The sequence below is a fragment of the Chloroflexus sp. genome (assembly GCF_049970315.1).
In the GTDB taxonomy this organism is placed as follows: domain Bacteria; phylum Chloroflexota; class Chloroflexia; order Chloroflexales; family Chloroflexaceae; genus Chloroflexus.
Genome location: NZ_JBMFNE010000002.1, coordinates 38,487 through 51,608 on the forward strand (window position 1 = coordinate 38,487; position 13,122 = coordinate 51,608).

General features: G+C 54.8%; 8 protein-coding genes. 6 read left to right on the forward strand and 2 right to left on the reverse strand.

Annotated features, from left to right (window positions below):
* Window positions 1–44 precede the first annotated feature (44 nt).
* Together ACP5OT_RS01475 and ACP5OT_RS01480 are read left to right on the forward strand one after the other, a co-directional pair.
* Window positions 45–1,844 carry a hypothetical protein gene (locus ACP5OT_RS01475; protein ID WP_424674339.1) on the forward strand — a complete coding sequence of 600 codons (1,800 nt, stop codon included), beginning with the start codon at window positions 45–47 and terminating at the stop codon, window positions 1,842–1,844.
* A gap of 436 nt (window positions 1,845–2,280) precedes the next feature.
* Window positions 2,281–3,567: a citrate synthase gene (locus ACP5OT_RS01480; protein ID WP_424674338.1), complete on the forward strand. Its 1,287-nt coding sequence runs from the start codon at window positions 2,281–2,283 to the stop codon at window positions 3,565–3,567.
* Window positions 3,568–3,745: 178 nt separating this feature from the next.
* On the opposite strand, the gene eno is transcribed toward ACP5OT_RS01480, so the two are convergent.
* The gene (eno, locus tag ACP5OT_RS01485; RefSeq protein ID WP_424674668.1) at window positions 3,746–5,041 is read right to left on the reverse strand and encodes a phosphopyruvate hydratase; all 1,296 of its coding nucleotides are present in this window, start codon (window positions 5,039–5,041) and stop codon (window positions 3,746–3,748) included.
* 277 nt (window positions 5,042–5,318) lie between these two features.
* Between eno and ACP5OT_RS01490 the strand changes: the two genes are divergently transcribed.
* Both ACP5OT_RS01490 and mfd read left to right on the forward strand, forming a co-directional pair.
* Window positions 5,319–6,236 carry a DMT family transporter gene (locus ACP5OT_RS01490; protein ID WP_424674667.1) on the forward strand — a complete coding sequence of 306 codons (918 nt, stop codon included), beginning with the start codon at window positions 5,319–5,321 and terminating at the stop codon, window positions 6,234–6,236.
* Between the two features lie 111 nt (window positions 6,237–6,347).
* A complete protein-coding gene (gene mfd, locus ACP5OT_RS01495; protein WP_428112706.1) occupies window positions 6,348–9,896 on the forward strand; it encodes a transcription-repair coupling factor in 3,549 nt (1,182 codons plus the stop codon).
* A 12-nt stretch (window positions 9,897–9,908) separates the two neighbouring features.
* Here the strand turns inward: mfd and ACP5OT_RS01500 are convergent, their stop codons facing one another.
* Entirely contained in the window at window positions 9,909–10,994 is a 1,086-nt protein-coding gene (locus ACP5OT_RS01500) for a zinc ribbon domain-containing protein (protein ID WP_424674665.1), read from the reverse strand.
* A gap of 197 nt (window positions 10,995–11,191) precedes the next feature.
* On the opposite strand from ACP5OT_RS01500, the gene ACP5OT_RS01505 reads away from it, so the two are divergent.
* Window positions 11,192–11,839 carry a DedA family protein gene (locus ACP5OT_RS01505; RefSeq protein WP_424674664.1) on the forward strand — a complete coding sequence of 216 codons (648 nt, stop codon included), beginning with the start codon at window positions 11,192–11,194 and terminating at the stop codon, window positions 11,837–11,839.
* 24 nt (window positions 11,840–11,863) lie between these two features.
* Window positions 11,864–13,120 (forward strand): sensor histidine kinase, encoded by a 1,257-nt coding sequence (locus tag ACP5OT_RS01510; protein WP_424674663.1) that lies wholly within the window; start codon window positions 11,864–11,866, stop codon window positions 13,118–13,120.
* Window positions 13,121–13,122: the final 2 nt, after the last annotated feature.

Consider the following 13,122-nt stretch of genomic DNA (forward strand, 5'->3'; position numbering starts at 1 on the left):
GTGAGTTGCCCGAACCATTAACAGTACCCGCCTGGGTAGCAACGATGATGCTCATCGTCCTCGTCGGGTATGGCTTGATCACCAGCCCACAACGTTGGTACTGGGTTGGGATGCTGGTTAGAGCAAGTAGCTTTTTACTCTACCTGCGTTTTGGGTCGGCATACCACTACGGCTATCTCAAAGCTGCGGCGTATGTGGGGTGGGTGGCCGGAGCACTGGCAGCAAGTGGTTTGCAAGCCATGCTCGATCATCTGCGTAGCCGTTCGGTGTGGCAACGAGTGTTGGTTGCCGGTAGTGTGGCTTTCCTGATCGGTAATCCGGTAGCATTAACAGCCATTCGCGTAGTTGCCGATCATTGGGGTAAACCCGCCTTATTTGCCGATCAATTACCGGTATTACGCGAGCTGCGTCAGCTTGTACCTGCCGGTAGCACGGTGCGCCTTACCGGTGATCCGCGAGTAGAGGGAGTGACGAGTGCACTCGCAGCGTACCTCCTCGATCACGCACATGTTTGGGGGAACGTTCGCACCGGTTATGCTTCATCGGTCAGCGGTGAACCCAGCGCTATTGCCGAATACGCGCTTTTACAGCGGGATGAAGATCCGACCTTGTGGGGTTACACCGATCCGCCGATCTGGAGCGGTGGATCGTATCGCCTGTATCGGCGTCCTTCTGAGACAGTAGCACATCTTATCTGGCAGCACATAGTAGGCAAGGAGACGGTGACACTGCCAATCATCGGTGAGCGTTCGGCTTCCGATGGGATGATTTTCGTGACGGAGCGTGAACCACGCTGGATCGTGTTACAAACCGCTAGTTTCACACCGGCTAAGCTGGTCATCAATGGTGAGCGGTATGAGATACCGGCCGGTCGTGCGCGTGTGGTTATTGGTCCGCTGCGAAAGGATCAAGCGCTCACACTCCAAGCCGTTGATCAGCCGGTTCAGATTCAGACGGTGAGCTTGCTCACGACTCCACCAAAGAGTATGGTGACAAGATTCGCGCATAGTGTCACGATCAAGGCTGCCAGTGTTGCGGATGGTTCGACGGTGGCAACAAGCATTGATATGATCAACGTAGACAGTAGCCCGGTAGTTGTAGCACTTGAATTGTGGGATCGCCGGCACGGATTGTTGTTCGGTCGCTATGGATTGCGTTTTATGCCGTCAGCAAAGGTACAACAGGCCACGGTAACTCTCGATCTTGCGACCAGTGCAGCGCGTGCGCAAGATGCTGCTGGTGCGCCGATAGTCCTGGGGATGTGCCAAGGGACATCTTTACCCGGTACCTATATCGCTCGGCTGTGGGTTGGTACTGACCAGCGTGCATTACTGACACCGGTTGATCTGTTTTCCTTCACGATAGATCGGCAAGGGGTGGTGACGGTCGATTGGACGACACAATCTTCCTTGTTAGCGGCGCAGATTGGGCGACCATTACAACCGCTGAACATTCAATTCGGCGATGATATGCTACTCCGCGGTTACGATCTAAGCGCGACACAGGCTGTACCCGGTGAGACGATAGCGTTAACACTCTGGTGGCAGGCGTTGCAGAGTAATCTCGATGAACGGAGCATCATGGTACACGTGCGCAACGGCCAAGACGAGCGAATCATCGACGCCGATGGCCCACCGGCGGGTGGTGGTCGGCCAACGAGTGTGTGGCAAGCCGGTGAGTTGATTATCGATGAGCGATACATAACGATTCCTACCGATGTGTTACCGGGTCGCTATTGGTTGGTTATCGGGAGTTATCGATGGCCCTCGCTTGCCCCAATTCCGCGGGTAGATGCCGATGAGTCGGTGTGGCGTATTCCGATTGAGATTGTGCCACGACGTTGATGGTGGTTGAAGTGTGGCGATAAACCGTAACAGCTCGTCAACACGGTAATTGGGGTTGTGGGTCGGGAATGACAACGGAATAGCTGCGAAGATACGGCGACCGTGTGTCGACAACACCGGTTTTTATCAATTTTTACCATCTCACCGTGTTGACTGCTCTTGCGCCATCTATTATCTTACCCCGCTGACACGACATCTCGGCTCTTGCCGGTTTGTTTCGCTAAACAAGATAACTCTATCACACTGCCCAACAACTATATTTAACTGGGTAAAGCCAACATAAGGTAAGCCTGTGCAATTTGTAACAACTTTTGGTACAATGTAGAAGAATTACATGACACAATAATTTTCCGTGGCTTCCGGTATGCCGGATCTATAAACGGCACACCGATGTATCAATGGCGATGCAGTCGTAGTGAAATGAAAGAGCACGGCTATGACAAAAAACTCCCTCACTGTTATCGACAACCGTACCGGTAAGACCTACGAAATTCCGATTGAGCATGGCGCCATTCGGGCAACCGATTTACGCCAGATCAAAGTCTCTGACGACGATTTTGGCTTGATGTCGTATGATCCGGCTTACCTCAATACTGCTTCGTGCAAGAGTAGCATCACCTTCATTGACGGTGACAAAGGCATTCTCGAGTATCGCGGTTATCCGATCGAACAGCTTGCGGAACAAAGCTCGTATCTCGAAGTAGCCTATCTCTTGCTCTACGGTGAGCTACCATCGAAAGAGCGATTGGCGTGGTGGGAATATCGCATTAGTCGCCATCTGTTCTTGCACAATAGCCTCGTCGAGTTGATTCAGGCCTTCCGCTACGATGCGCATCCGATGGGTATCTTGATCAGCTCGGTGGCGGCGATGTCGACGTTGTACCCCGAAGCGAAAAACATTCACGATCCTGCCGTGCGCGAGAAGCAGATCTGGCGTATCATTGGTCAGATTCCAACCATCGCTGCGTTTGCCTACCGACACCGCATCGGACGACCGTTTAACCTGCCCGATAGCTCGCTGAGCTATACTGCCAATCTGCTCTACATGATGGACTACATGAACCAACGCGAATATGAAGTCAATCCGGTGTTGGCTAAGGCGTTGGATGTGCTCTTCATCTTGCATGCTGACCATGAGCAGAACTGCTCAACCTCGGTGATGCGTAGCGTCGGTTCGAGTCATGCCGATCCCTACAACGCGCTGGCAGCCGCAGCGGCAGCATTGTATGGGCCGTTGCATGGTGGGGCCAACGAAGCCGTGTTGCGGATGTTGCAGCAGATTGGCCATCCCAAGAATGTGCCGGCATTTATCGAGCGAGTGAAGAAGGGTGAGACTCGTCTGATGGGCTTTGGTCATCGCGTCTACAAGAACTACGATCCGCGGGCCAAGATTATTCGGCGCATTGCCCATGAGGTCTTCGCGGCTACGGCGGCCAATCCGTTACTTGATGTAGCAATGGAACTTGAGCGGGTGGCATTGGAAGATGAATACTTCGTCTCGCGCAAGCTCTATCCGAATGTTGACTTTTACAGTGGTTTGATCTATCAAGCGTTGCGCTTCCCCATCGAGTACTTCCCCTTCCTGTTTGCCATTCCACGCGCATCGGGTTGGTTGGCGCAGTGGCTTGAGATGCTCGAAGATCCTGAGCAGAAGATTACGCGACCGCGGCAGGTGTATATTGGCCCGCAGCGGCGTGATTATGTGCCGATTGATCAGCGCTAAGGGATAGAACGGATCATCCAAACGCATGGCATGTAGGGCCGCACGGTCGTGCGGCCCTACATGCCATGCGGGGATGGGCGGGGGCCGCACCGCCGTGCGGGGGTCGCACCGCCGTTCTGGGGCCGCACCGCCGTGCGGGGGTCGCACCGCCGTTCTGGGGCCGCACCGCCGTGCGGCCCTACATGCCGTGGGGGATGGATGTGAATGCGTTGCGTCCGGCGTATTGCGCGGCGCTGCCCAATTCTTCTTCGATGCGCAATAATTGATTATATTTGGCAATACGGTCGGTGCGCGCCGGTGCACCGGTCTTGATCTGGCCGGCATTGGTTGCGACGACCAGGTCGGCGATGGTCACATCTTCGCTCTCGCCCGATCGATGCGATACCACCGCCGTCCAGCCACTGCGCTGGGCCAACTGGATTGCGCTGAGGGTTTCGGTGAGAGAACCAATCTGATTCAGCTTGATCAGGATTGAGTTGGCTGCGCGTGCATCGATAGCTCGTCGCAGTCGCTGTACATTCGTTACCAGAAAGTCATCACCGACTAACTGAATCTTGTGACCGAGTTTGGATCGCAATAACTGCCATCCCTCCCAGTCGTCTTCGGCTAACCCGTCTTCGATGGAGATAATCGGGTAGCGATGAACCAAATCGACCCAGTAATCAACCATCTCGGCACTGGTGAGGACGCGGCCCTCGCGCTTGAGGTGGTATTTACCATCCTCGTAAATCTCAGTTGTGGCGGGATCAAGGGCGATATAGATCTGCTCACCGGGACGGTAGCCCGCTTTCTCAATGGCCTCCATAATCAGTTGCAGGGGAGCATCGTTGGTAGGTAAGCTCGGTGCGAAGCCACCCTCATCACCGACGGTGGTGCTAAAGCCGCGGTCGTGGATGACCTTCTTTAGGGCGTGATAGATTTCAGCACCCCAGCGGAGACCCTCGCGGAAGCTGTCGGCACCGACCGGCATAATCATGAACTCCTGAAAGTCGGTGCTGTTAGTCGCATGCTGTCCGCCGTTCATGATGTTCATCATCGGTACCGGCAGTATGTGAGCATAGACGCCACCAAGGTAGCGGTAGAGTGGTAGTCCAAAAGCGGCAGCAGCAGCTTTTGCCGCTGCGAGTGAGACACCCAAAATCGCGTTGGCGCCCAGCTTGCTCTTGTTGGGAGTGCCGTCAAGCGCAATTAACTCGTTGTCGAGCGCAATTTGGTCGGCAGCGTCGAAGCCGATCAGCGCTTCGGCGATGTCTTCGTTCACGGCCTGCACTGCCTTGAGAACACCCTTCCCGTTGTAGCGCGATTTGTCGCCATCGCGTAACTCAAGAGCTTCATGCGCACCGGTTGAGGCACCACTTGGTACGATTGCCCGCCCTACATCACCGCTTTCCAGTCGAACATCGACTTCGATCGTTGGGTTGCCGCGTGAGTCGAGTACTTCACGAGCAATGATCGCTTCGATTAGAGTTGACATAGTTCCTCCGGGTAACAACGCCCGAAATCATTGGCGCGACAGCTACATGCTGCGTGCGTCGCTCAGTATAGCACGAATTGTACGGTAGGCTTGGGAGGTTAGGTGTGGAAGGTTTTCTGTCACTTTTTTTCATGCCCCTACATTGTGCTTGTTGTCGTGATCCAAACTTCTCTGATAAGCCAAATATCCGCCTATAGACGCTGGTTATGACCACTAATTTCGTGTACGCTATGTTTAGCGGCGAAATACGCCGACGATTATCTATACCGAGGTGTCTGTGACGAGCACGACTTCCCGTATCGAGCAGCGGGTCTTGTTCACCGGTTTGACCAAAACCGATCTCACCATGCTGCTGGTGGTCTTGATCTGGGGTGCGAATTTTAGCATTGTCAAAGCGGCCTTAACCGAGATTCCGCCATTGGCGTTTGCGACGTTACGCTTTGTCAGCGCAAGTGTGTTGCTGCTAGCCTTTACGTTTTGGCGTGAGGGCCGGCGTGCGCTACCTCCCGACCGTGCAACGTTCTGGAAGTTGACTTGGATTGGGTTTATCGGTAACACGGTGTATCAGGCGCTGTTTACCTATAGTTTGACGCTAACCACCGCAGCAAATGGCTCGCTGATTATCGCGACTACGCCGGCTTGGGTAGCACTTACCGCTGCTGTGCTCGGTATTGAGCGGGTACGACGCACGATGGCTATGGGAATTGCGCTAGCTATCGGTGGCGTGATGCTGGTCGTTGCCGAACGTGGGCTAAGCCTCGGTGGTAGTGGTTTGCTCGGTGATCTGTTGATGCTCGGTGCTGCACTCTGTTGGATGATGTACACACTTGGCGTTCGCACCCTTGGTCAGGGTTTATCGCCATTAGCTATCACTGCTTGGACGATGGTGACCGGTGTGCCGGGGATGGCTTTGATCAGCATACCTGATTGGGGGCGAGTGGCTTGGGATAGTGTGAGCTTCAATGCGTGGTTTGGTCTTTTGTATGCGACACTGTTAGCCCTCGTGTTGGCTTATGTCCTTTGGAATAATAGTGTGCGCGTGGCCGGAAGTGCGCGTACTGCTATCTATAGCTGCGCAATTCCATTAGTCGCAACGTTGTTGGCGTGGCCGCTGATTGGGGAACAGCCGACATGGGTGCAGGGTATCGGTGGGTTGTTGATTATTAGTGGTGTGTTGCTGACCCGTCGTCCGTAATCGTCGGTGTTCCTCGTGGTACTATACTAACAGTATTGTGCAAGGCCGCATGGAGTTGAACTTACACGTTGCGGCTTCTTCTTTATTCAATTCAAGTACACCGCTTCGCTTATGACCTCATTACCGGCAGTCTCGTGGCAATGCTCAAGTGTCAGCGCGTTGGGTACAGTGCTCGCCGAGCTACCTGTACTCACAAGATTGGCAGCCACTCTACGTCCCGGTTATCAGACGATAGCCCCGGTGCCAACTGCGGCTCGCCCGGCCTTGATCGCTGCTTTAGCCCGTCGTTGGCCGTTGCCGGTTGTGTACGTGACTCTGAGTGCCGAGAGTGCGCGCCGCGCCGTCGATGACCTATGCCAATGGTTATCTCCTGACCGTGTCCGACTGTTTCCCGCCGCCGATGCACTCCCTTATGAGCACATGTCCGCCGGGAGCGATGTGATCGCGCGTCGGTTGGCAGTGCTGCGTGGCTTGCAAACCGGTCAGTGGTCGGGCGTTATTGTGACGCCGATTAAGGCATTGATGCAGCCAACAATGCCTCCGTCCGAGTTAGCCACAGCGACGATCCGACTGCGGCGTGGTTTGCAGATGCCGATGGACCAACTCCTGCATGGATTACTGGCAAACGGCTATCAGCGTGTTGCGATGGTCGAAGTCCCCGGTGAGGTAAGCCGCCGTGGTGCCATTCTCGATGTCTGGTCGCCAGGTGATGAGTTGCCATTGCGGATCGAGTGGTTCGATGATGAAATTGATAGTCTGCGCCGGTTTGATCCGGCCACGCAGCGCAGTGAGCAGCGGTTGGAACATGCTGAGATTGGCCCACCACACGAGATTCCGCTCTGGCAGCGTGAAGAGGCTTTACATCGAATTGATGCGCTCGATCTGCGAGGATTACGTCGTGAGGTAGCTGAAGAGTGGGCAGTCGTGCGTGAACAACTGGCAGCCGGCCAGCGCTTTGAAGGTCGCGCTTTCTACGCTCCATTTTTCTTTACCCAACCGGCTACCATGCTCGATTACTTACCGGCAGAGAGTTTAGTGACACTTGCCGAAGCCCATCTCCTCGAACAGCACGCCACCGAGATCGACGTGCAAGCCGCTACGTACCGCGATCAATTAGTGACGATCGGTGAACTACCGTCCGATTTTCCGCGGCCCTATCTGCGCTGGGAAGAGCTTGAGCTGCTCGGTCAGACCAAGCTGGTCGTGGCTGATCTGACCCACAACGAGTATCCCGACGCACTCGTTCCACCGCTGTTTGGAGTACCGCCGTTGTATGGTGGTCAGATGCGTCGCCTTATCGAGACGATTGTCGAGCAGGTGCGGGCCGGTGAGGTGGTGGTAGCAGTGACCGCGCAAGCCGCTCGGTTGCAAGAGTTGGTCGGTGAACGGTTGACGGGTGAGACTATAAGCGGGCGCTTTATCGCAATTCACGGCGGGCTTGAAACCGGCTTTACCGTACCCGATTTGCGCCTAACCCTGCTCACCGATAGCGAAATCTTTGGAATACGCCAACGTCGTCCGCTCAGTGAACGTCGGCGTAAGACGACGATAGTCGATCGCACTGCCTTTCTGCGCTCACTCAAACCCGGTGATTATGTAGTGCATATCGAGCATGGCATCGCCGTGTTTGATGGCATGATCCGCCGTACCGTCGGCGAGGTCGAGCGTGAATATCTCGTGTTACGCTATGCCGGCGAAGATAAAATCTACGTTCCGGTCGACCAAATTGATCGGGTCACACGCTATATCGGTGCTGGTGATGGCCCCCCGACCCTCACTCGGCTTGGTACGCAAGATTGGGAACGCACAAAGCGTAAAGTACGTGCTGCGGTGCAAGAGCTGGCCGAGGAACTGCTCCATCTGTATGCCCAACGTCAGCTCAAGCCCGGTTTTGCATTTTCACCTGATAACGAGTGGCAGCGCGAGTTGGAAGCTAGCTTCCCCTATCTTGAGACCGATGACCAACTACGTGCTATTGCCGAGGTGAAAGCCGATATGGAGCGCCCCATCCCGATGGATCGATTGGTTTGTGGTGATGTTGGGTTTGGGAAGACCGAGGTGGCCCTGCGCGCTGCGTTTAAAGCCGTACAAGACGGAAAACAGGTAGCTATCCTCGTGCCGACGACGGTGCTGGCCCAACAGCATTTTGATACGTTCCGTAAACGGATGGCGGCATTTCCGGTGACAGTCGAAATGCTCTCACGCTTTCGCTCGCCGAAAGAGCAAGACGACATCGTGCGCGATTTGGCCCGAGGTAAGATCGATATAATCATCGGTACGCATCGATTGCTCTCCAACGATGTTGTGTTTCGTGATCTCGGTCTGGTGATCGTTGATGAAGAGCAACGGTTCGGTGTTCGCCACAAAGAGCGGCTCAAGCAGTTGCGGGCCGAGGTAGATGTGTTGACGCTAACGGCCACACCCATTCCGCGCACCTTACACATGGCGCTGTCGGGTATCCGTGATTTGAGTGTGATTGATACACCGCCTGAAGACCGTCTCCCGATCAAAACGTATGTCGTTCCTGCCGATGATCATCTGATCCAAGAGGTGATTCGGCGCGAACTCGAACGTGAGGGACAGGTGTACTTTGTCCACAACCGGGTACAGAGTATTTACCACGTTGCAGAACGGTTGCGTCGGCTGGTGCCGGAAGCGCAGATTGCCGTCGGTCACGGTCAGCTCGCCGAGCGTGATTTGGAACGAGTGATGATGGATTTCTTCGAGGGGCGGTACGACGTGCTCGTCTGTACCACTATTATCGAAAGTGGTCTTGATGTTCCCAATGCCAATACCATTATTATCGATGATGCAACGCATTACGGACTCGCCCAGCTTTATCAGTTGCGCGGCCGAGTCGGGCGTGGTGCAACACGGGCGTATGCGTACCTTCTCTACAACCCGGCCGCCCCCATGTCATCCGATGCCCGCCAACGACTAGAGACGATCCAAGAAGCGACCGAACTTGGCGCCGGATTCCGTGTAGCAATGCGTGATCTTGAAATACGAGGTGCCGGTAATCTGTTAGGTGCCGAGCAGTCGGGGCACATTGCTGCGGTGGGTTTCGATCTCTATTCACGCCTTCTTGAGCAGGCTGTGCAGCAACTCAAGCGGGATGTCGATGAGATGACCGTTGATCGAGGATTCACACCTTCCCCAACGGCGATGGCGGCTGGTTTGCGCGCGCCTACCGTGTCGGAAAAAGTGTTGGTGGCACCGTTGGTGACCATCGATTTACCGTTGACCGCCTACCTTCCCCCCACCTATATTGCTGATGAGACGGTGCGATTGGCGGTGTACCAGCGTATGATCGATGCCGACACCATCGAGGAAGTGCGTAGTCTGCGCCAAGAGCTGATCGACCGCTTTGGCGGGCCGCTGCCAGAACCGGTGTTACACTTGATCCTCTGGTTGCAAATAAGGTTGTTGGCGCTGCAAGCTGGTGTAGTGTCGATCACGACGGAAGGCGATGTGTTTCTCATCCGCCTGATGACCAGCTTAACGCCGGCAATGCGTGATCGACTGCGGCGACGGTTTCCGCGCGATGCGGCGCTCAAGCTTGGGCAGCAATCGATTAGGTTAGATCGACGGTTAGTTGGAGCACAGTGGTCAGAACGCTTGTTGGCAGTTATTGAAGTATTGGCGGCTGAAGCAGGTTGAGGTACATTGTGCTCACACTCGTACCAATTGCCCACGGCGAAAAGCAACAATGACTTGATTGCACCGATAACGCTGGTCTGCACCGGTAAAAATCACCCCATCGTACCCATAGCGATCGATCCACCACTCGATGGCAGCATCGGTCTCAACATCAAGGCCGAGGGCGGCTGCCTCTTGTCTAATCTGTTTAACCTGCCGGTTCCAAGTGGTCAAATCAACCGTCAATGGACGCTCAATCCGCACTCGATAACGGGCGGGTGTGACGACAAATAGCCGTTGCAACCAGTTGCGCTGTTCCTCTTCGACGACTTCAACCAGTAACAACCCGCGTCCGGCCGGAGTCCGCTGCTGGATGTCACCGCCGAGGAGCTGGTAAACGCCTTGAGTGACGCTACCGACGAGCCAGCGGTCGGCTTCACTGCGACTCATGCGTCGGATTGTCTCGTTCAGATCGGAGACGCGCGGAATCCGCGGTGGTGCCATAATCTGAATTGCCGGAATCGGCTGATTTGGCACCGGATGGCCATCGCTCGTGCGCCACTCGGCGTACCGTACCTCCATTGGCGGATCGTCACCGATGCGATAGCGAAAGCCGAGCCGTTCTCGTCCCTCTTCAGATTCGGCTATGGCAGCAATCGTAACATGCAATTGTAAGCCGCCACCACATCCTGGCGCCGGAAACCAAACTCGTTCGGCCAAGAACGTAAACAGCATGCGAGAACCGGCCAGTGCCTGTCGCTCGTCACGCCGCCACCCCTGCCCGCTTAATCCGCTCCAACCGCCGACAATTGCCCGTAATGGTGCATAAATCGCGACGACCGCTTGCGCCGAAGGTGGTTCATCAAGCACCCACATCCCCGGTGGGACTGCGCCAGATGATGGAAGTTTGACCGTACCGCCGATCACACTCTGCGCGACACGCGCATTGGGTAAGCGTACTGTCATCTGGCCGGCAGATGATGGGAGTGGGGTAGAGAGGGTATCTTCGTTTTGGGCTGCTAATGGATAGCCACATTCAATGCAAAATCGTGGGTTGCCCGGCGGCAACGGTGCGCCACACCGTGGGCAAAAGGCTATCGTTGGGCGCGAGTTGTCCATAGAATCCTCGGTGAGCAGCAGGTGTAAGCTGGTGTGATCATCGTTGAACGATTATACTCGGTAATGATTACACTGAGCTGCGTGTAAAATGCGCCAATAACGAGATGAAAAACCGCTACTTGACGACATCTGTGCAATCATCTACCATACCTGACAATGTATGTGATACACAAGACAGTTAGACGGAGAATTCTTGCATGGGACGTATTCTCGAACAACTCGGTCTTTGGATAGAAAGCATCATTCTTGCCATTGGCTACCCCGGTATCACGCTGGTCATGTTGGCCGAAAATCTCTTTCCACCAATCCCGTCTGAGTTGGTGATGCCGTTTGCCGGCTTTCTCGTTGGGCGTGGTGAGATGAACCTGTTTCTGGCAATTGGCGCCGGAACGCTTGGCTCGGTGCTCGGCGCAATTGTGCTCTACTATATCGGGATGCTGGCCGGTGAGCCGTTAGTTCGTCCTTTCTTCCGTCACTACGGTCGTTTTTTTCTCCTCTCTGAGCAGGACCTTGATAAAGCATTGCATGCTTTTACGACCTACGGTGATGTGATCGTGCTTGGAGGCCGTGTGATTCCGATCATTCGCAGTCTCATCTCGTTGCCTGCCGGTATGAATCGTATGCCAATGGGGCGCTTCTTGATCTTTACAACTCTTGGTTCAGCCGTTTGGACGTCATTACTAACCATTGGTGGCGTCATCCTCGGGGCAAACTGGGAGTTTGTGATCGAAATTATCGATCAGTACCAGAAGTTGGTATTGGTGGTATTGGCAATTGGGGCAGTGGTCTTTGTGGTACAGCGATTACGCAACTTGCACCGGGTTGCCCTGAGCCGTAGCGAATGATAGTCTCACCTATGCATAGCGATCATGAATCACCATGCCGACCGTTCACCTTCTCGGTATGATCTCGTCCTTGCTTCACTTTCGCCACTAACGGTGACGGAACGAGCATTGTGCCGGGCAATAGCTCCACTAGTCCCTGCTGCAACATGGTTAGTTATCGGTCCGGTTATGTGGTCGGTAGCCCAGGGCACAGCTCAACCAACACTGATGTGGCCCTTGCCGACTCAGCATGTGATTATCGGTGAGACACCATCGTTACACGGACTAAGAGAGTTCGCCGATCATTGGCAGCCGTTGGTTGTGCATGGTCGACTGATCGGTGGTTTGCTCGTTCCAGGGGCAATGCCCGATGTATCGCCCCTGCTTGAACAGATCGCACCTCTCGTTGATGCCCTGTTCTGCCGCCGTATGATGACGCGGCACGTGATCTGGCAACACTTACTGTCACAACTGATGGTACGCTATGCCGCCGGTGAAGCGCGAACGGCGTTGTGGGCTGAAGTAGTCGTGCGTAGTGTTGGGCAAACCCTGTCCCTACCTGACCGTGTGAATACGGTTGTACCGACGCGACCATTATGGCCTGATGCGGCCCGTTTCGTCGAATTGGCAACGGCGATATTGCATCCCGACGTAATCCAAGCGCGTGTGCTGGGTTTGGCAACTACGGGGGTTGCCCACGACATTAATAACCTGCTGACGGTCATTTTGGGTCGAGCACAGTTACTCGAACTCGACGCTGAAGGTGAGCAACGGATCGATCTCCAGATGATTGCCACGGCTGCTGAAGTTGGTGCAATGAGTGCGCGTCGCTTGCAGCGCTTTGCACAGCTCGAATCACTCCACATCCAGCCGGTTGATCTGGTAGAAATTGCACGGTTGGCGATCGATACTGCTACCCACAAGTTGGCACATCGCGCTGCGATCACTATTGTTGAGTCATTGAGCACCTTACCGGTTGCTGCCGGCGAAACCAACCTGCTCCACACCGCACTCACTGCTCTTATCGTTGCAGCGGCGCAGGCGAATCCGGACGGTGGGGTTATTCAGGTTGGTAGTGGGTCTGATGAGCAATATGTCTGGATTGAAGTTGCCGATCCTGGCTTACCACCAGACAGTGACCTCCATAGTGTTTCGATCCAAACACAACGAGCGCATACCATCGAGTTAGCAATTGCTCGCCAAACTGCTCGTGTCCATGGAGGACAATTACAGATCGAGACGAATACACTGCAAGGTACGGTGATCAGATTGATGATCCCTCGCTTTAGAAGAGAGGCTTGATC